Below are 18,603 nucleotides of genomic sequence, written 5' to 3'. Positions count from 1 at the left end.
TCAGCGGGCCAGCAGCCACGCTCCGTAAAGCACGTAGGAGGCGCTGACGGTGCGGATGAGGAGTTTGCTCCAGCGCCGGAAATTCGCCTCGCTCATGCGGTGCAGCACCATCGCGGCGAGCGACGTCCCCGTGAAGGCGACGGCGATGGCCAGCGCGAACACCCACAGCGGCAGCGTCTCGTGCAGCGTCACGGCGAAGGAGCCGAAATAGAGCACGCGCAGCACGTGGGCGAGCGCCTGCGTGGCGGCCTTGGTCGCCACGATCGTCTTGCGGTCGAGCTGGCTCTGCTGGAAGAACACGTCGAGCACGTTGCCCGCCGCGCCGGCCAGCAACTGCAGCACCATGATGACGCATCCGCACAGGAACGGCGCGAAACGCCGCGTGATGTCCGGCTGCAGGGACGGAGGCAGCCGGTCGACCAGGAACGGCATCATCCCCAGCCCGATATAGAGCGTGGCCTTGTCCGGGACGAAGGCGACGAGCTTCATCAGGCCGAAGGTCGCCACGGAGCCCAGCGCGTATTGCGCCGTGATGCCCCACTGGATGTGCCGCCGCCACAGCACGGCGCGCCAGCCGTTCGAGGCGAACTGGGTGACGCCGAACAGCACCATGGCCGGCGCGACGTCCAGGATCAGCAGCAGCACGCCGAGCAGGATCATCCCACCGGCCATGCCGAAAATGCCGGAGAGGAAGGACGTCGCGAGGACGGCAGCGGCCAGGGCGGCCGCCAGCAGCGGCCCCACCACCTCAGCCGGCCTTGCGCCCGGCCAGGAACGCCTCGTGCTCGGCGCGCAGCGCGCCGGAGAGCCCCTTGGCGATCAGCTCCCGCGTCTCCGCCACGCCATACAGCGCCGCGAAGGAGCCGAAGCGCGGGCCGCGCTCCTGCCCCAGCAGGATGCGGTAGAGCGTCTGGAACCACGCCTGCAGCACGCCGGGCCGGCCGTCCGGACTCTTCGATTTGCCCGACAGGTCCGGGAAATGGGTTCGGCCGACCTCGTAAACCACAGCCTGCAGGGCCTCGGCGTCGGTGGAGCCCTCCAGCGGGGCGAGCGCCGCCGCGAGATCCCGCAACGCCGCGCTCTCCGCCTCGCCGGGCTCCTGGTAGACCTTGGACGGCCGCACGAAGTCGCGGAAATAGGCGACGGCGTAGCCGACCAGTTTGTCGAGCTTGGGGTGGTTCTCCGGCGTGACGCCCGGCGCGTAGCGGCGGATGAACCCCCACAGCACCTGCGGATCCTCGGAGTTCGCGACCGCCACGAGGTTGAGGAGCATGGCGAAGGAGATGGTGGTGGCCGGGGCCGAGCCGTCGGCGCTGCGCACCGTCTCCGGCTCGGGCGGCTCGCCGGCGTGGATGTGCCACACCGGGTTGCCGAGCTGCTCGCGCAGCGCCTGCTTCGGATACTTCTCGAGGAAGGTCAGGTAGTCGTCCGTTGCCCGCGGGATGACGTCGAAGTGCAGCCGCTTGGCCTCTCGCGGCTTGTTGTACATGAACAGCGACAGGCTCTCCGGGCTGCCATAGGCCAGCCACTCCTCGATGGTGAGGCCGTTGCCCTTCGACTTCGAGATCTTCTGCCCCTTCTCGTCGAGGAACAGCTCGTAGTTGAAGCCTTCCGGCGGCGTCGCGCCGAGCGCGCGGCAGATCTCCCCCGAGAGCTTGACGCTGTCGATGAGGTCCTTGCCGGCCATTTCGTAGTCGACGCCGAGCGCCACCCAGCGCATCGCCCAGTCGGGCTTCCACTGGAGCTTGCAATGACCGCCGGTCACCGGCGTCTCGTAGCGTTCGCCGGTGGCGGGGTCGCGCCACACGATGGCGCCGGCAGCCTTCCTGATCTCGTCGACCGGAACCTGCATGACGATGCCGGTCACCGGGTGGATGGGCAGAAACGGCGAATAGCTCTGCGCGCGCTCCTGCCGAAGCGACGGCAGCATCACCTCCATCACCGCGTCGTAGCGCTCCAGCATCAGCAGCAGCGTGTCGTCGAAGCGCCCGGAGCGATAGGCCTCAGTCGACGACACGAACTCGTACTCGAAGCCGAAATGGTCGAGGAAGGCGCGCAGGCGGGCGTTATTGTGCTCGCCGAAGCTCGGATGCGTCCCGAACGGGTCCGGCACGCGCGTCAGCGGCTTGCCGAGATGGGCGGCGACCAGCTCCTTGTTCGGGATGTTGTCAGGCACCTTGCGCAGGCCGTCCATGTCGTCCGAGAAGGCGACGAGACGCGTCGGGATACGGTCCTCGGTGAGCACGCGGAAGGCGTGGCGCACCATGGTGGTGCGGCACACCTCTCCGAACGTGCCGATGTGCGGCAGGCCCGACGGGCCGTAGCCGGTCTCGAACAGCACCTGTTTCTGGCCGGTCCGCTCCGCCCGCGCGACGAGCTTGCGCGCCTCCTCGAACGGCCAGGCGGGCGACTGCCCGGCGGCCTGCGGGAGGGAAAGGGGTTCGGCGGTCGCGGGCGACGCAGTCATGTCGTGTCTTTCGGGCGGTCTTATCGGGTGGAGGCCGGCCGCCGGGCGGCCGCGGCGGCACATTTAGACGATTTCCCGCGCGAGGGGAAACGGGCGCGTCGCCGCGCCGCTCAGTAGAAACCGACGGGAAAGTAGCGCAGGTAAAGCTCCGCGTGCGCGCCCTTGGCGGAGAGCTGCCGCAGCGCGTAATCGATGCCCCGCCGCAGCGGCGCGTCGCCGCGCCGCATGGCGATCGCCACGCCCTCGCCGAAGTACCGGCTCTCCGTGTAGGGCCCGCCGGCGAAGGTGCAGCAGCCGGCCGCGTCCGAGCCGTTGAGCCACACGGCCAGCGTCAGGCCGTCGCCGAACAGATAGTCCACCTCGCCGCGCGCCAGCGCGTTGCGGGCCCGCTCCAGGTCGTCGAAGCCCTTGATCGACGCCTTCGGGAAGAAGGTCCGCAGATAGGCTTCGTGGGCCGAGTTGAACACCACCGCCACCGTGCGGCCCGCGATCGTCTCCGGCGAGGGCGGCGCGCCGGCCGCGCGCGCCACGAAGCGCGCCGGGGTGCGCAGATAGGGCGCGCTGAACGCGAACTCCGCCCGCAGGGCCGGCGTCGGCCGGATCGAGGCGATCACCGCGTCGCCCCGGTTCTCGCGCAGCGAATCCAGCAGCGTGTCCCAGCGCCGCGCCTGGATGGTGCAGGAGACGTTGAGCGTCTCGCAGATGGCGCGGGCGAGGTCGACGTTGAAGCCGCTGAGCCGTCCGTCCTCCGCCTGGAAATGCATGGGCGGGTAGTCGTCGTCGGTGAGAAAGCGAACGACGCGCAATCCGGACAGATCCGGTTTTTCAATGCGCTGGGAATTATCGAAATAATTCGGTGTGAAGACGGCGTCTTCCGCACGGGCGCTACCGGGAATTGCAAAAGCAACTCCAAGCAATCCAGCGGAAAGGAGCGTTAAAATTCTGTTGACAAGCTTCATGTCGGCATGCCGAATCGCTCGAGACGCGGAAACGAGGCCGATTTTCGGCGCGCCCCCACGCGGCGACTTCGTTTCGCGCATCGGCTGGGCAGTACATGTCTAGCAGTTCCATGCCCCGAACGGAACCACGCCATGCGCCACTGGGATGCGATGGCCGCGATAGGCCGCGCCCGCCTGCCCGACGACGAGCTTGTCGTCGCGGATCTCGCGTTCCTGCTGGAGGAGGGCGTGTCGCCTTTCGCGCTGGCGGAAGCCGTCCGGACGGCGCGGCGCATCGGGTCGACCGCCGACCGGGTGCTGATCGCGGAGGGCGTCATCGGCAGCGACGCGTTCTACGCCGCGCTGGCGCGCCGGCTCGGCCTGCAATTCCTTTCGGTTCCCTTCACGCCGGCGCGTTTCGAGCCCCGCGATGCGGCGCGCAGCGGGCTGGCTCTCCTGGCCGGCCCCGGCCCGGCGCGCTGGGTGGCCGCGCCGCGGGGCGCGCAGATCGGCTGGCTGCTGCGTCACTGGCCGACGGGCGCTCCCGCCTCTCTCTCGCTGACGACGCCGGCGCGGCTCGACGCGGAGCTGCTGCGCGAGTTCGGCGGGCGCGCCGCACGTGACGCCGTGAACCGCCTGCCGAGCGAGCGGCCGCGGGCCTCGTTCCGCGACGCGCCGAGCGACCCGCAACTGGTCGCGCTCGTCGCCCTGGCCGTGGCGGCGGCGCTCGGCCTTGCGCTGCACCCGGCCCATGCGCTGGATGCGTTCAGCCTGGCGTGCTCGGTCGTATTCCTGCTCGCCCTCGTTCTGCGTCTGGCGGCGGTCGACACGCATTACAGGCTGGGCCGTGTGGCCGGCGGGCCGATCGAGGACGCCGACCTGCCGGTGTACACCGTGCTCGTCCCGCTCTATCGGGAGGCCGGCATCCTGCCGTCCCTCGTGGCGCATCTGCGCGCGCTGGACTATCCGCGCGCCAAGCTCGACATCAAGCTGCTGGTGGAAGCGCACGACGAGGAGACCATCCGGGTCGCCCGCGAGGTCGCGCCGGACGCGCCGTTCGAAGTCGTCGTCTGCCCGCCCGGCGAGCCGCGCACCAAGCCGCGAGCCCTCAACATCGGTCTGCGCTTCGCGCGCGGCGACCTCGTCGTGGTGTTCGACGCGGAGGACCGGCCGGCCCCGGACCAGTTGCGCCGGGCGGCGTCCGTGTTTCAAGACGGCCCCGACGATCTTGCCTGCCTGCAATGCGCGCTGGCGATCGACAACGGGCACGAGGGCTGGCTGCCGCGGATGTTCTCGCTGGAATACGCGCTGTTGTTCGACGCCGTCATGCCGGGCTACGCCCTGCTCGGCCTGCCCATTCCGCTCGGCGGAACGTCCAACCACTTCCGCACGCGGGCGCTCGACGCGGCGCTGGCGTGGGACGCCTGGAACGTCACCGAGGACGCCGACCTGGGGCTGCGGCTGGCGGAGCTGGGCCTGCGCGTCGGCGCGCTCGATTCGGCCACCTACGAGGAAGCGCCCACCCGCCTGCGCGACTGGTTCATGCAGCGGCGGCGCTGGATGAAGGGCTGGATGCAGACGGCCGTCGTGCACAGCCGCCTCGGCCGCGACACCTGGGTCCGGCTCGGCTTCGGCGGCAGCCTCGCCGTGGCGACCCACACGCTGGCGACGCTGCTGGCCGCGCTCGGCGGGCCGTTGTTCCTGCTGATCTTCGTCTGGAAGCTCGCGACGGGAGACGCGGCATCCCATCCGGGGATCAAGCCCGCCCTCACCTTCAGCCTGTCCACCGCCGTCCTGGCGCTCGGTCCGATCTCGGTGCTGTGGCCGATCCTGCGCGCCGCGCGGACGCGGGGGCTGCGCCTCCGCTTCGCCGACGCGCTCTGCGCCATTCCCTATCTTCTGCTGCTGACGGCCGCCTCCTGGGTAGCGCTTTGGGAGCTCATCGTCGCCCCGTTCCATTGGAACAAGACCCCGCACCGCCCCGCGCGGTTGTCATCGGCGGTCGAAATGCACTAGCACGGGTCGATCCTGTTCCTGAACGGAGACCGCGCCGTGGCTCTTTCCCTCGTCGATCCTTCCGATCCGGCCGCCGCCGGCGCAACGCCGGTGCTGTGCGTGTCCGCCGCCGACTGGCGAAGCCGGGCCGACGCGCTGGGCGACGGCGTGGCCGCCTTCGCCCAGGCCCAGGGTTTCGAGGGCAAGGCCGGACAGACCGCTTTCGCGCCCGGGGCCGGCGGCAAGCCCGCCGCGGTGCTGTGGGGCGTCGGCGACGGCGTCCGCCCGTCCGATCCGTTCCTGCCGGCGAAGCTGGCGCAACTGCCCGAGGGCGTCTACCGGCTTGACGGCTTCGGCGGCGACGCCACTCTCGCCGCCCTCGCCTTCGCGCTCGGCGGCTACAGGTTCGACCGTTACCGCGCCAGGCCCGCCCCGCGCGCCGTGCGCCTGGTGATGCCGGACGGCGTCGACGGCGACGCCGTGCGCCGTGTCGCCGAGGCCGTCGCCATGGGCCGCGACCTCATCAACACGCCGGCCTCCGATCTCGGTCCGGCCGAGCTGGAGACGGCCGTGCGCAACTGGGCGCAGGCACGCGGCGTCGCGCTCGCCGTCACCGTCGGCGACGACCTGCTCGCCGCCAACTTCCCGATGGTGCATGCCGTCGGCCGCGGCTCGAGCCGCGCGCCGCGCCTGCTGGACCTGACGTGGGGCGAGGAGTCCGCGCCCAAGGTGACGCTGGTCGGCAAGGGTGTCTGCTTCGACACGGGCGGGCTGAACATCAAGAACGACGCCGGCATGCTCCTGATGAAGAAGGACATGGGCGGCGCGGCCACGGCGCTCGCCATCGCCCAGATGGTGGTGGAGGCCCGGCTGAAGGTGCGCCTGCGCGTGCTCGTGCCGGCCGTCGAGAACGCCATCTCCGGGACGTCCTTCCGCCCCGGCGACGTGCTGCGCAGCCGCAAGGGGCTGACGGTCGAGATCGGCAACACCGACGCCGAGGGCCGGCTGATCCTCGCCGACGCCCTGGCGCTGGCGGACGAGGAGCAGCCCGACCTGCTCGTCGACTTCGCGACCCTGACCGGGGCGGCGCGCGTCGCGCTGGGCCCCGACCTTCCGCCCTTCTACACGGACGACGAAGCCCTGGCGGCGGACGTGGCGCGAACCGGCGCCGCCGTAAACGACCCGGTGTGGCGGATGCCGCTGTGGAAGCCCTACGACGCCATGCTCGATTCGAAGATCGCCGACATGAACAACGTCACCACGGGCGGGTTCGCCGGTTCTGTGACGGCGGCGTTGTTCCTGCGCCGCTTCGTCGAGAAGGCGAAGGCGTGGGCGCATTTCGACATCTACGGCTGGACGCCGGCCGAGAAGCCCGGCCGGCCGTTCGGCGGCGAGCCGCAGGCGGCGCGGCTGGTCTTCGCGCTGTTGCAGGAGCGCTACGCTCGCTGACGTGGCGCGGCAAACCACTTGCCGGATCGGGCGGCGTCGCGAATAATACGGCTCCGAAACGATCTGCTCCCAGGTGGCATGTCCGTCGCGCTGCGCCCTCTTCAGGCCCTGAGGCTCTGGCACGACGTCACGCTCGACCTCGTGCGGGACGGCGAGCAGGATCTGTCCGCGCGGCAGACCGCCATCCTGCTCACCGTCTACCTGGAGACGCCGCCGCACACGGTGCGCGGGCTCGCCGCCAAGCTCGGCGTCACCAAGCCGGCGATCACGCGGGCGCTGGACACGATGGGCAAGCTGGACCTGGTGTCGCGCCGCCGCGACGAGGCGGACCGCCGCAACGTGGTCGTCCAGCGCACCGTCAAGGGCGCGCTCCACGTGGAGAAACTCGGCGACGCCATCGTCGCCCGACTGAGGACAGTCCCCCGATGAGCCAGACCCTTGCTCCCCGCTCGTTCGACCGCCGCCTCACCCCGGCCCGGCCCGACCTCGCCGCGGCGCATCTGCGGGGCGTCGTCGAGGCGGCTCGCTATGTCGAGGGCCGGGCGATGCGCGTGCTGGAGGCCTCGGCCGCCGTGCGCCGCGAGCCCTCGCCCGGCGGCGCGCTCGACACCGAGGCCCTGCACGGGGAGGCGGTGACCGCCTACGAATTCGACGCCGAGGGCTGGGTGTGGGGCCAGCTTGCCCGCGATTCCTACGTGGGCTGGATGCCGGCCGCCGCGCTGATCGAGGGGGCGCCCGCGCCCACCCACCGCGTTCACGCGCTGCGGACCTTCGTCTACCCCGGACCGTCGATCAAGCTGCCCCCGGTGGCGGCGCTGTCGCTCGGCAGCGAGGTCGAGGTGCTGCGCATGCAGGGCGACTTCGCGGTGACGCCGCTCGGCGCGGTCTTCGCCCAGCATCTGCGCCCGCTCGCCGAGACCGAGGCGGATTTCGTGGCCGTAGCCGAGCGTTTCGTCGGCGTTCCCTATCTGTGGGGCGGCAAGACGAGCCTGGGCCTGGACTGCTCGGGCCTCGTACAGCTCTCGCTCGCCATGTGCGGCGTCGCCGTTCCGCGCGACAGCGACATGCAGGAGGCGACCGTCGGCGCGGCGCTCCCGGCCGACCTGCCGCGCGCCGAACGGCGGCGCGGCGACCTGGTGTTCTGGAAGGGCCATGTCGGCATGCTGCGCGACGCCGACACGCTGCTGCACGCCAACGGCCACCACATGCTGGTGGAAAGCGAGGATTTCGACGCGGCCTGCGCCCGCATCCTCGCCAAGACCGGCGCCGGCGTGACCACGGTGCGGCGGCTGCCCGGCTGACGCTTCAGTAGCCGCGCGTCCGGTCGACCACGTTCTGGAACGGCTCTCCGGCCTCCACCCGACGGATCTGCTCGGCGATCAGCCTTGCGATGGTCACCGGGTCCGACATGGCGGCGTTGTGCGGCGTCACCGTCACGCGCGGGTGGTCCCAGAGCGGCGAGGCCTGCGGCAGCGGCTCGGTTTCGAACACATCGAGCGTCGCGCTGGCGAGCGTGCCGTCCTTGAGGCAGGCGAGGATGTCGGCCTCGACCTGCAGCCCGCCGCGTCCGGCGTTGACGAGGTGCGCGCCGCCGACCCGTCCGCCGCGCGCCAGCCCGCCCAAGAGCTTGCGGTCGATGATGCCGCGCGTGTCGGGCGTCAGCGGCAGCAGGCAGATGAGGATGTCGGTGCGGGCCAGGAAGGTCGCGAGCCCGTCCGCGCCCGAGAAGGCGGGGAAGTCCAGCCTCTCCTTCGGCGAGCGGCTCCAGCCCGCCACGTCGAAGCCCATGACGCGCAGCTTGCGCGCCGCGTCGAGGCCGAGCACGCCCAGGCCCATCACGCCGACGCGCACGTCGGCGGCGGAAGGCTGGTCGCGATCGTCCTGCCAGACTCGCTCCTGCTGCTGGCGCACGTAGCGCATCTGCTGGCGCAGGATCTTGAGCGCATGCAGCACGACATATTCGCTCATGCGGCTGGTGAGGTCCGGGTCGACGACGCGCACGACGGGCACGTCGGGCAGCCGATCGTCGCCCATCAGGTGGTCCACGCCGGCGCCGAGCGAGAAGATCGCCTCGAGGTTCGGCAGCCCGGCGAGCGAGCCGGGCGGGTGCTTCCACGACACCGCGTACTCGACCGCGCGGCGGTCGAACGGATCGCCGAGCGCGACGATCTCGCGTCCGGGCAATTCGCGCCGGAACCGCGCCACCCAGGCGGCGAGGTCCCATTCACGCAGGGCGACGAGCAGGGTCATGCGTAGGGTCCGATGCGGGTGACGGGAACGAGGCGCGGCATGGCCGGGGCGTCACGCGGCGTCGGGCCCGTCTTCCGCCGCGGCGAAGCGCGCCAGAACGACAGGGCCCCGCTCGGCGGCGTCGTCGGCCACCGTGTAGGCGGCGCGGATCGCCGCCTCGGCGAGATCGGCGTGCGCCTCGTCGCGGGCATGAACGATGGCGAGCGGCGCGTCGGGGCCGACCGGGTCGCCGTGGCCGGCCAGCGAGGTGAACCCGACGGCATGGTCGATGGCGTCCTCGGCCCGCGTGCGGCCGCCGCCGACCTGGATGACGGCCAGCCCGATGGCGCGCGCGTCCACCTTCGCCACGAACCCCGCGCGGTGCGGCAGGATCGGCCGCGTGATCGCCGCCCTGGGCAGATGCGCGGCGGGGCGCTCCATCAGGTCGGTCGGCCCGCCAAGCGCCGCGACCATGCGGCCGAATCGCTCGGCCGCGCGCCCCGAGCCGATGGCGGCGTCGATCATCGCCCAGCCGTCCTCGATGCTCTCGGCGATGCCGCCCAGCAGCAGCATCTCGCCGCCGAGCGCGACCACCGCCTCGTGCAGGCGCGGGTCGACATGCACGCCGCGCAGATAGTCGATGGCGTTCATCACCTCGACGGCGTTGCCGGCGGCGCTGGCGAGCGGCTCGTTCATGTCGGTGATCAGGGCCGTGGTCGGCAGGCCGGCGTCGGTGGCGACCATGGCAAGGCTTTCCGCGAGCTCGGCCGAGCCCTCGAAGCTCGGCATGAACGCGCCGGAACCTGTCTTCACGTCCATCACCAGGCCGTCGAGCCCCGCAGCCAGCTTCTTCGACAGGATCGACGCCGTGATGAGCGGGATCGACTCGACCGTCGCGGTGACGTCGCGGATGGCGTAGAGGCGCTTGTCGGCCGGGGCGAGGTCCGCCGTCTGGCCGATGACGGCGCAGCCAACCTCGCGCACCACCTTGCGGAACAGCGCGATGTCCGGCTGCGAGCGGTAGCCGGGAATCGAGTCCAGCTTGTCGAGCGTGCCGCCCGTGTGGCCGAGCCCCCGGCCCGAGATCATCGGGACGAAGCCGTCGCAGGCGGCGACGGCGGGGGCGAGCATCAGGCTGACATTGTCGCCGATGCCGCCGGTCGAGTGCTTGTCGAGCGCCGGGCCGGACAGGTCCGACCAGTCGAGCGTCGCGCCCGAGCGCACCATGGCGCGGGTGAGTGCGACGCGCTCCTCCATCGTCATGCCGCGGAAGAAAACGGCCATCGCGAAGGCCGCCGCCTGCCCCTCGGTGACGCGGCCGGCCGTCAGCCCCTCGATCAGGAACTCGATCTCGGCGGCGGCCAGTTCGCCGCCGTCGCGCTTCTTGCGGATGATCTCCTGCGGCAGCATGGGTCAGTAACCTTCCCCGCCCGGCGCGTCCGCCGCGCCGTCGATGGCCGCGACCAGCGCCGCGTGCAGGCTGCTCGCGCCGATGCGGAACATGTCCGGCGTCGCCCAGCCCGCGCCCATAACCCGCTCGGCGAGCTCCAGGTAGAGCGCCCCGTCGGCCAGCGTGCGGATGCCGCCGGCGGCCTTGAAGCCGACCGGACGGCCGGAGTCGCGGATCGCCGTCAGCATCGTCTCGGCCGCCTCGGGCGTGGCCGACACGGCGATCTTTCCGGTCGAGGTCTTGAGGAAGTCTGCCCCGGCCTCGATGGCGAGCCGGCTCGCCGCCGCGATGGCGTCGCGGTCCGGGAACGCGCCGGTCTCGAGGATCACCTTGAGGCGCTGGCGTGGGGCGAGCATCTGCCTGGCCTCGCGCACCATGTCGCCGGCGACGGCCGCGTCGCCGCGCAGGAAGGCGCGGTAGGGCAGCACGAGGTCGATCTCGTCGGCCCCGTCGCCGAGCGCCTCGCCCATGTCGTCGAGAACGCGCTCCACGTCCTCGCCGCCGGCCGGGAAGTTCACCACCGTCGCCACGTGGACGCCGGTGTCCTTGAGGGCGCGCGCCGCGTCACCGGCGAATTGCGGCCAGACGCACACGGCGGCGACCTTGCCGTGCGGCCCGACGGCGCGGGCGCACAGCGCCTTGATTTCGGCCGGCCCGCAATTGGCTTCCAGGTTGGTCAGGTCCAGAAGGCCGAGAAGCCGGCGGGCGAGGGCGGCGTCGTCAGGCATCGTCGAGTCCCCCGAGGAAGGCGATCAGCAGGCGCGACAGCGCCGCGCCGGCCTTCGCGGCCACGTCCTTGGTCTCGTGGTGCGACGGGCTCGCGTTCTCGATGCCCGCGCCGAAATTCGTCACCGTCGACACCGCCGCGACGCGTAGGCCCAGGCGTCGGGCCAGGATCACCTCGGGCACGGTCGACATGCCGACCACGTCGCCGCCGAGAATGCGCAGCATGCGGATCTCGGCCGGCGTCTCGAAGCTGGGTCCGGACACCCAGCAATAGACGCCCTCGTCGAGGTCGACGCCGGAGGCGCGCGCCGCCGCATGGAAGGCGCGGCGCAGGCCTGGGTCGTAGGCGTCGGTCATCGACACGAAGCGCCCGTCGCCGCGGTCGCCGAGCAGCGGGTTCGTGCCCGAGAGGTTGAGGTGGTCCGTCAGCAGGCACAGCCGGCCGGGCGCGAGGTCCGGCCGCAAGGAGCCGGCCGCGTTGGTCAGCACCAGCGTCCCGGCCCCGAGGCGGCGCAGCGTCTCCAGCGGCACGCGCATCGCGGCGGAGTCCGCCGTCTCGTAATAGTGGGCGCGGCCCTGCATCACGGCGACGCGCCGGCCCGCCAGGGTGCCGGCGACGATGCGCCCGGCATGGCCGGACACCGAGTTCTCCGGAAAGCCCGGAATGTCGGCGTAGGGCACGACCACCTTGTCCTCGACCGCGTCCGCCACCGCGCCGAGCCCGGTGCCGAGCACCAGGCCGACAGACACCCGTCCCAGCAGCGGCGCGAGACGCGCCACGGCGTCCTCGCATCGCGCGTCTAAGGCGGCCTGGTCGTGGGCTGGGGTCATGACGGCGCGGTCTCCGACGCCGCCATCGAATCCGGCCCGAAGGCGAGCGGCAGCAATTCGTCTGCGGTAAAGCGGCGGCGACGCCCGCGCAAGTCCGCCGCCCAGATCACCGCCTTGGCCCCGCCGAACTCGAAGATACGTTGGCGGCATCCGCCGCACGGCGTCACCAGCGCGCCGCCCTCGGCGACGACGGCGATCTCGACGAGCCGCGTGTCGCCGCCGGCGACCATGGCCGAGATCGCGCTCGCCTCGGCGCAGACGCCGACCGGATAGGCGGCGTTCTCGACATTGGCGCCGGCATAGACCCGGCCCGACGCGGCGCGCAGCGCCGCTCCGACCTTGTAACGCGAATAGGGCGCGTAGGCCCGGTCGCGCACGAGGGTCGCGGCCTCGACGAGGTCGGCGGGAGCGTCCTGCTCGGACATGTCAGCGTTCCTTCACATAGGGCGTCCCGGAGGCGCGGGGCGGTATGGCGCGGCCGATGAAACCGGCCAGCAGGATCACCGTCAACGCGTAGGGGAGCGCCTGGATCGCCTGCACCGGCACCTGGCCGACGCCCGGCACGACGACGCCCTGCAGGCGGATGGCCACGGCGTCGAGAAGGCCGAACAGCAGGCAGGTCCAGAACGCCGGCCAGGCGCGCCACTTGGCGAAGATGAGCGCGGCCAGCGCGATGAAGCCCTTGCCGGCCGTCATCAGCGGCAGGAATGCCGCCGCCTGGTCCAGCGAGAGATAGGCCCCGCCCATGCCGCACAGAACGCCGGCGATCACCACGGCGGCGTAGCGCAGGCCGGTGACGGAGATGCCGGCCGTGTCGACGGCGGCCGGGTTTTCGCCCACCGCGCGCAGCCGCAGGCCGAAGCGCGTGCGCGCCAGAACGAACGACGTCGCCACCACCGCCGCGATGGCGACGTAGACCAGCACGGAGTGGCCGGAGACGACATAGGCGTAGAGGCGTCCGACCACCGGGACCGCGGCGGCCTGCTCGGCCCCCGGCAGCGTCAGCGGCTGGTAGCGCATCGCGCCTTCGAGAGGCGGAGTGCGGCCGCCCTGCCCGTACCAGGCGTTACCGACGAGCGCCGTCAGGCCCGCCGCCAGCATGTTGATGGCGACGCCCGAGACGATCTGGTTGCCGCGCTGGCTGATGACCGCGAAGCCGTGGACGAGGGCAAAAGCGATGGAGGCCGCGATGCCGGCGGCGAGTCCCACCCAGGCGCTGTCGAAGCGGTGCGAGGCGGCGGCCGCCGCGAAGGCGGCGACCAGCAGCTTGCCCTCGAGCCCGATGTCGACCACGCCCGAGCGCTCCGACCACAGCCCGGCGAGGCACGCGAACAGCAGGGGGACGGCGAGCCGCACGCCCGAATCGAAGATGGCGATGCCGAAACCGAAAACGTCCATCGCCTACGCCCCCTTCCCACGGCCGGCGAAGGCGGCGGCGAGCGGCCGGCGAAACAGCCCGTCCAGCGCGCCCGCGAACAGGATGACAAGGCCGGAAATCGTCACCACCATGTCGCGGGTGATCGAGGGCATGTCGAAGGCGAGCTCCGTGCCGCCCTGGTAGAGCACGCCGAACAGGATCGACGCCAGCACGATTCCGAACGGATGCGAGCGGCCCATCAGCGCCACGGCGATGCCGATGAAGCCCGCGCCGGAGGTGAACTCCAGCAGCAGCCGCTCCTGCACGCCCATGATCTCGTTGACCGCGACCAGCCCCGCCAGCCCGCCGGAGATCAGCATGGCGACCACGATGACCCGGGTGTTGGAGATGCCGGCATAGGCCGCCGCCGTCGGGCTCGCGCCGACGGTGCGGATGGCGTAGCCGAGCCGCGTGCGCCACAGCACAACCCACATCAACGCCGCCATCGCCAAAGCGAGCACGAAGGAGAGGTTCAACGGCGAGGCTGGAATCGGGACGCCGAACTGGGCGGCCAGCTCGTGCACGAACGGCACGTGCGCCGCCGGGGCGAACACCCGCGTCTCCACCGACATGGAGCCCGGCTTGCCCATGACGTTGACCAGCAAATAGACCAGCAGCGCCGAAGCCAGCATGTTGAACATGATGGTCGTGATGACGATGTGGCTGCCACGCCTCGCCTGCAGCCAGGCGGGGATGAACGCCCAGGCGGCCCCGAAGGCGGCCGCCGACAATGCGCCGAGCGGAACCAGCGCCCAGGCCGGCAGGAAATCGAGCCGCAGGCAGACCAGCGCCGCGCCGAGCCCGCCGAGCGTCGCCTGGCCCTCGCCGCCGATGTTGAACAGGCCGGCATGGAACGCCACCGCCACGGCCAGCCCCGTGAAGATGAAGTTGGTGGCGTAGTACAGCGTGAAGCCCAGGCCCTCGCCGCTGCCGAGCGCGCCGCGCAGCAGGATCAGCGTCGCCGACAACGGGTTCTCGCCGATGGCGAGCACGACCAGCCCGGCGACCAGGAAAGCGGCGACGACCGCCAGCGCCGGGACGAGCGCGAGGTCGACCCAGCGCGGAACCTCGATGGGCGCGCTCATGCCGCCTGCTCCGACACCCCGGCCATCAGGAGGCCGAGTTCGCGTTCGTCGGTCTCCGACGTCAGCCGCTCTCCGGTGACGCGGCCGCCGCACATCACCACGACACGGTCGGCGAGGCCCATGATCTCGTCCAGCTCGACCGAGACGAGCAGGATGGCGACGCCCGCGTCGCGCAGCGCGACGAGCCGGCGGTGAATGAACTCGATGGCGCCGATGTCGACCCCGCGCGTCGGCTGGCCGACCAGCAGGACCTTGGGGGACCGCTCGATCTCGCGGGCCAGCACGAGCTTCTGCTGGTTGCCGCCCGAGAACTTGGAGGTGCGCAGCAGCGGGGCCGGCGGGCGCACGTCGTAGGACTCCATCTTCTCGCGCGTGTCCTCGATGACGGCGTCGCGGCTCAGCAGCGGCCCGGCGCGATAGCGCTCCTCCTCGTGGAAGCCGAGGATGGCGCTTTCGCAGGCCTCGAACGGAGGTACGAGGCCCATGCGCAGCCGGTCCTCCGGCACGTGCAGCAGGCCGCGCCGGCGCAGCACGTGCGGGTCGCGCAGCTCGGGCCCGATCTCGGTGGAGCCGAGCGTGATGCGGCCGCCGGCGATGGGCCGCATTCCGGCCAGCGCCTCCAGCAATTCGCTCTGCCCGTTGCCGGAGATGCCGGCCACCCCGACGATCTCGCCGGCGTGGACGCCGAAGCTCACGTCGCGTACGCGGGGCGTGCCCTTCGCGTCGACCACGGTGAGGTTCTGGACCTGGAGGCGGAGCGCGCCGAGCCGCGCCGGGCCTTTCTCGACCCGCAGCAGCACGCGGCGGCCCACCATCAGCTCGGCGAGCTGGCCCGGCGAGGTGTCGGCGGTGTCAAGCGTGGCGACCATCTCGCCGCGCCGCATCACCGAGACGCGGCTCGTCACGGCCATGATCTCGCGCAGCTTGTGGGTGATGAGGATGACCGTCTTGCCCTCGCTCGCCAGCACGCGCAGCAGGCGGAACAGGTGGTCGGCCTCCTCCGGCGTCAGCACCGCCGTCGGCTCGTCGAGGACCAGGATGTCGGCCCCGCGCACCAGCGCCTTGAGAAGCTCGACGCGCTGCTGCAACCCGACGGGCAGGTCGCCGACAATGGCGTCGGGGTCGATGGCGAGGCCGTACTCGGTCGACAGCCGCTCCAGCTCGGCCCGCGCCTTGCGCGCGCCGGCGCGCAGCAGCGCTCCGCCCTCCGCGCCCAGCATGACATTGTCGAGCACGCTCAGCGGCTCGACCAGCATGAAGTGCTGGTGGACCATGCCGATGCCGGCCGCGATCGCCTCGCGCGGAGCGCGGATGCGGACCGGGCGTCCATTGACGCGGATCTCGCCGGCGTCGGCCTCGTAGAAGCCGTACACGATGGACATCAGCGTCGACTTGCCGGCGCCGTTCTCTCCCACGATGCCGTGGATGGAGCCGCGCCGGACGACGAGGTCCACCGCCTTGTTGGCGTGGACCTCCCCGAACCGCTTGTCGATTCCGACCAGTTCGAGCGACGGCGCAGGCTCCGGGGAGCCCGCGCCCTCGCCGCCTGCGCTCAACCCGGGCACTTCTGGTCGGACATGTAGTCGTGAACCTTGATGGCGCCGGAGATGATGTCCGCGGCCGCCTTGTCGGCTGCGGCCTTCATGTCGGCGGTGATCAGGGCCTTGTTGTTGTCGTCCAGCGCCCAGCCGACGCCGCCCTCGGCGAGGCCGAGCACGCTGACGCCCGCCTTCCACTTGTTGTCCTTGGCCTGGGTGAAGGTCGCGACCGTGGCGGTGTCGACCCGCTTCAGCATGGACGTGAGCACCTTGCCCGGGTGCAGGCCGTTCTGGTTGGAGTCGACGCCGATGCCGAGCTTGCCGGCGTCCGCGGTGGCGCGCAGCACGCCGATGCCGGTGCCGCCGGCGGCGTGATAGATGACGTCCGCGCCGCGGTCGATCTGCGCCTTGGCGAGTTCCGCCCCCTTCACCGGGTCGTTCCAGGCCGCGCCCGTGGTGCCCGTCATGTTCTGGAACACCTCGGCCGAGGGGTTGGCGAACTTGACGCCCTGCACGTAGCCGCAGGCGAACTTGCGGATCAGCGGGATGTCCATGCCGCCGACGAAGCCGACCTTGCCGGTCTTCGAGGCCTTGGCCGCGAGAAGGCCGACCAGGAACGAGCCCTCGTGCTCCTTGAACACCACGGACTGCACGTTCGGCGCGTCGACCACCATGTCGATGATGGTGAACTTGGCGTTGGGGAACTCCTTGGCGACCTTCTCGACGGCGCTGGCCTGGCTGAAGCCGACGGCGACGATGGGCGAGAAGCCGTCGCGGGCGAAGCGGCGCAGGGCCTGCTCGCGCTGCGCGTCGTTCTGGATCTCGAAGTCCCGGTACTCGATCCCGGTCGCCTTCTTGAACTGCTCGGCCCCGTTGTAGACGCCCTCGTTGAAGGATTTGTCGAACTTGCCGCCGAGGTCGTACACGATGGCGGGCTTCACCTCCTGCGCCCAGGCCGCGCCGCCCATCGCCGTCGCCGCCACCACCCCCAAGATCCACCCGCGCATCGCCGTGCTCTCCCGTCTCGAAAACCCTCGTCGCGCCGCCGTTGGCCGGCGGCCGGACGCACTGCGGCCAAGATGGCACGAGCACCGGCGCAGGTGAAGTGGCGCTTGAGGCGGCGTGCGGCCATTGGCGTTCGCGCGCTGCAGTGGCACACTGGCCTCTCGGAGACCACGGAGGACGGCATGTTCCATCTTGCGTCCACGGTTTTCTCGTCACGCACGCACACGGGCGTTCGATCGGCGCTGGCCGGGCTGGCCGCGCTGGCGGCCCTCCTCGCCGCGAGCGGCCGACCCGCTTTGGCGCGGGACGGCTCCATCGAGGTGGACGTCGAGCTCGTCCTCGCCGTGGACATTTCCTACTCCATGGACCCGGAGGAGCAGGCCCTGCAGCGCCAGGGCTATGTCGAGGCGTTCAGATCCCCCGTCATCCTCGACGCCATCTCGAAGGGCGTGAACGGGCGCATCGCCGTCGCCTACATGGAATGGGCGGGCACCGGCAACCAGGACGTCGTGGTCGACTGGCAGGTGATCGACGGGATCGAGACGGCGCAGGAGTTCGCCGCCAAGCTCGCCGCCAGGCCGATCCGGCGGCTCTACCGAACCTCGATCTCCGGGGCGCTCGACTTCGCGGTCTCGATGTTCGAGACCAACAATTATCGCGGCCTGAAGCGCGTTATCGATGTCTCCGGTGACGGCTCCAACAACCAGGGACGGCCGGTGACCCAGGCGCGCGACGACGCGCTCGCCGCCGGGATCACCATCAACGGCCTGCCGATCATGCTGAACAGGCCGAATTTCGGCTATCCCGAAGTCGCCCACCTCGACCAGTACTACACCGACTGCGTGATCGGCGGGCCGGCGGCCTTCACCATCCCGATCCGCGAGCGCAGCCAGTTCGTCGACGCCATCCGCACCAAGATCCTGCTCGAAGTGGCGCTTGCGCCGCAGCGTGAACGCCCGCACAACGTGATCCCCGCGCAGGCGACGCCGGAGGCGCCGTCGTCGAGCTGCACGTTCGGCGAACGCTCCTGGCAGCAGCGCTGGGGCAACTGAACCGATGACTTCGAGGGGCGTATGGCTCGTTTCAGGCTGGGGCTGATCGCGCACGACCAGAAGAAGGCCGCCATGGTGGAGTGGGCCGAGCGGCACCGGCGCAAGCTCGCCCTGTGCGACCTCTATTCCACCGGCACCACCGGCGCGCGCGTGCTGGAGCGCTGCCCCGAGCTGCGGATCACGCGCTTCAAGAGCGGCCCGCTGGGCGGCGACCAGCAGATCGGCGCGCTGATCGCCGAGGGCCAGCTCGACGGGCTCGTGTTCTTCGTCGACCCGCTGTCGCCGCACCCGCACGACGTCGACGTCAAGGCGCTGACCCGCCTGGCGCTCGTCTACGACATCCCGATGGCCTGCAATCCCTCGACGGCCGACCTCGTCGTGGCCGGCTTCGAGGCCGCGTTCCGGCGCAGGGCCTAGCGGC

At 71.2% G+C, this 18,603-nt stretch carries 18 protein-coding genes; 6 read left to right on the top strand and 12 right to left on the bottom strand.

What is annotated here, in order from left to right; genetic code table 11:
* From NK718_RS06220 to NK718_RS06210, 3 genes are all read right to left on the bottom strand, one after another.
* Positions 1-747: a TSUP family transporter gene (locus NK718_RS06220; protein ID WP_254739670.1), complete on the bottom strand. Its 747-nt coding sequence runs from the start codon at positions 745-747 to the stop codon at positions 1-3.
* 1 nt (position 748) lies between these two features.
* The gene (locus NK718_RS06215; protein WP_254739668.1) at positions 749-2,467 is read right to left on the bottom strand and encodes a lysine--tRNA ligase; all 1,719 of its coding nucleotides are present in this window, start codon (positions 2,465-2,467) and stop codon (positions 749-751) included.
* Positions 2,468-2,577: 110 nt separating this feature from the next.
* Positions 2,578-3,273, bottom strand: coding sequence for a transporter substrate-binding domain-containing protein (locus NK718_RS06210; RefSeq protein ID WP_254739666.1), 696 nt, complete (start codon positions 3,271-3,273; stop codon positions 2,578-2,580).
* Between the two features lie 285 nt (positions 3,274-3,558).
* Here NK718_RS06210 and NK718_RS06205 point away from each other — a divergent pair, with 285 nt between their 5' ends.
* The 4 genes from NK718_RS06205 to NK718_RS06190 all read left to right on the top strand — a co-directional run bounded on the left by NK718_RS06205 (position 3,559) and on the right by NK718_RS06190 (position 8,150).
* Complete coding sequence (locus NK718_RS06205) at positions 3,559-5,421, top strand: glycosyltransferase (protein ID WP_254739664.1); 1,863 nt, start codon at positions 3,559-3,561, stop codon at positions 5,419-5,421.
* A gap of 36 nt (positions 5,422-5,457) precedes the next feature.
* Positions 5,458-6,849: a leucyl aminopeptidase family protein gene (locus tag NK718_RS06200; protein ID WP_254739661.1), complete on the top strand. Its 1,392-nt coding sequence runs from the start codon at positions 5,458-5,460 to the stop codon at positions 6,847-6,849.
* Between the two features lie 78 nt (positions 6,850-6,927).
* Positions 6,928-7,278 carry a MarR family transcriptional regulator gene (locus NK718_RS06195; RefSeq protein WP_254739659.1) on the top strand — a complete coding sequence of 117 codons (351 nt, stop codon included), beginning with the start codon at positions 6,928-6,930 and terminating at the stop codon, positions 7,276-7,278.
* Entirely contained in the window at positions 7,275-8,150 is an 876-nt protein-coding gene (locus NK718_RS06190) for a C40 family peptidase (RefSeq protein ID WP_254739657.1), read from the top strand. Before NK718_RS06195 ends, NK718_RS06190 begins: the two co-directional genes overlap by 4 nt.
* 4 nt (positions 8,151-8,154) lie before the next feature.
* On the opposite strand, the gene NK718_RS06185 is transcribed toward NK718_RS06190, so the two are convergent.
* Genes NK718_RS06185 through NK718_RS06145 form a run of 9 tightly spaced genes read right to left on the bottom strand, consistent with a single transcriptional unit; the run spans position 8,155 to position 17,132 of the window.
* Positions 8,155-9,099, bottom strand: coding sequence for a 2-hydroxyacid dehydrogenase (locus NK718_RS06185; protein ID WP_254739655.1), 945 nt, complete (start codon positions 9,097-9,099; stop codon positions 8,155-8,157).
* Between the two features lie 51 nt (positions 9,100-9,150).
* Positions 9,151-10,488: a thymidine phosphorylase gene (gene deoA / locus NK718_RS06180; RefSeq protein ID WP_254739653.1), complete on the bottom strand. Its 1,338-nt coding sequence runs from the start codon at positions 10,486-10,488 to the stop codon at positions 9,151-9,153.
* A gap of 3 nt (positions 10,489-10,491) precedes the next feature.
* The gene (gene deoC / locus NK718_RS06175) at positions 10,492-11,256 is read right to left on the bottom strand and encodes a deoxyribose-phosphate aldolase (RefSeq protein WP_254739651.1); all 765 of its coding nucleotides are present in this window, start codon (positions 11,254-11,256) and stop codon (positions 10,492-10,494) included.
* A complete protein-coding gene (locus tag NK718_RS06170; RefSeq protein ID WP_254739649.1) occupies positions 11,249-12,085 on the bottom strand; it encodes a purine-nucleoside phosphorylase in 837 nt (278 codons plus the stop codon). The genes deoC and NK718_RS06170 overlap by 8 nt, the downstream gene beginning before the upstream one ends.
* Positions 12,082-12,510, bottom strand: coding sequence for a cytidine deaminase (locus NK718_RS06165; protein WP_254739647.1), 429 nt, complete (start codon positions 12,508-12,510; stop codon positions 12,082-12,084). The genes NK718_RS06170 and NK718_RS06165 overlap by 4 nt, the downstream gene beginning before the upstream one ends.
* A gap of 1 nt (position 12,511) precedes the next feature.
* Positions 12,512-13,483, bottom strand: coding sequence for an ABC transporter permease (locus NK718_RS06160; protein WP_254739645.1), 972 nt, complete (start codon positions 13,481-13,483; stop codon positions 12,512-12,514).
* Positions 13,484-13,486: 3 nt separating this feature from the next.
* Positions 13,487-14,587: an ABC transporter permease gene (locus tag NK718_RS06155; RefSeq protein WP_254739643.1), complete on the bottom strand. Its 1,101-nt coding sequence runs from the start codon at positions 14,585-14,587 to the stop codon at positions 13,487-13,489.
* Complete coding sequence (locus tag NK718_RS06150) at positions 14,584-16,143, bottom strand: ABC transporter ATP-binding protein (RefSeq protein WP_254739641.1); 1,560 nt, start codon at positions 16,141-16,143, stop codon at positions 14,584-14,586. Before NK718_RS06150 ends, NK718_RS06155 begins: the two co-directional genes overlap by 4 nt.
* A complete protein-coding gene (locus tag NK718_RS06145; RefSeq protein ID WP_254739639.1) occupies positions 16,140-17,132 on the bottom strand; it encodes a BMP family lipoprotein in 993 nt (330 codons plus the stop codon). Before NK718_RS06145 ends, NK718_RS06150 begins: the two co-directional genes overlap by 4 nt.
* Positions 17,133-17,312: 180 nt before the next feature.
* Here NK718_RS06145 and NK718_RS06140 point away from each other — a divergent pair, with 180 nt between their 5' ends.
* A complete protein-coding gene (locus NK718_RS06140; RefSeq protein WP_254739637.1) occupies positions 17,313-18,182 on the top strand; it encodes a DUF1194 domain-containing protein in 870 nt (289 codons plus the stop codon).
* Between the two features lie 21 nt (positions 18,183-18,203).
* Complete coding sequence (locus NK718_RS06135) at positions 18,204-18,599, top strand: methylglyoxal synthase (protein WP_254739635.1); 396 nt, start codon at positions 18,204-18,206, stop codon at positions 18,597-18,599.
* Positions 18,600-18,603 lie beyond the last annotated feature (4 nt).

It is taken from the genome of Alsobacter ponti, assembly GCF_024294805.1.
Lineage (GTDB): Bacteria > Pseudomonadota > Alphaproteobacteria > Rhizobiales > Beijerinckiaceae > Alsobacter > Alsobacter ponti.
Note: the sequence above shows the minus strand (reverse complement) of the source record. Positions and strands in the feature narration are given on the sequence as shown.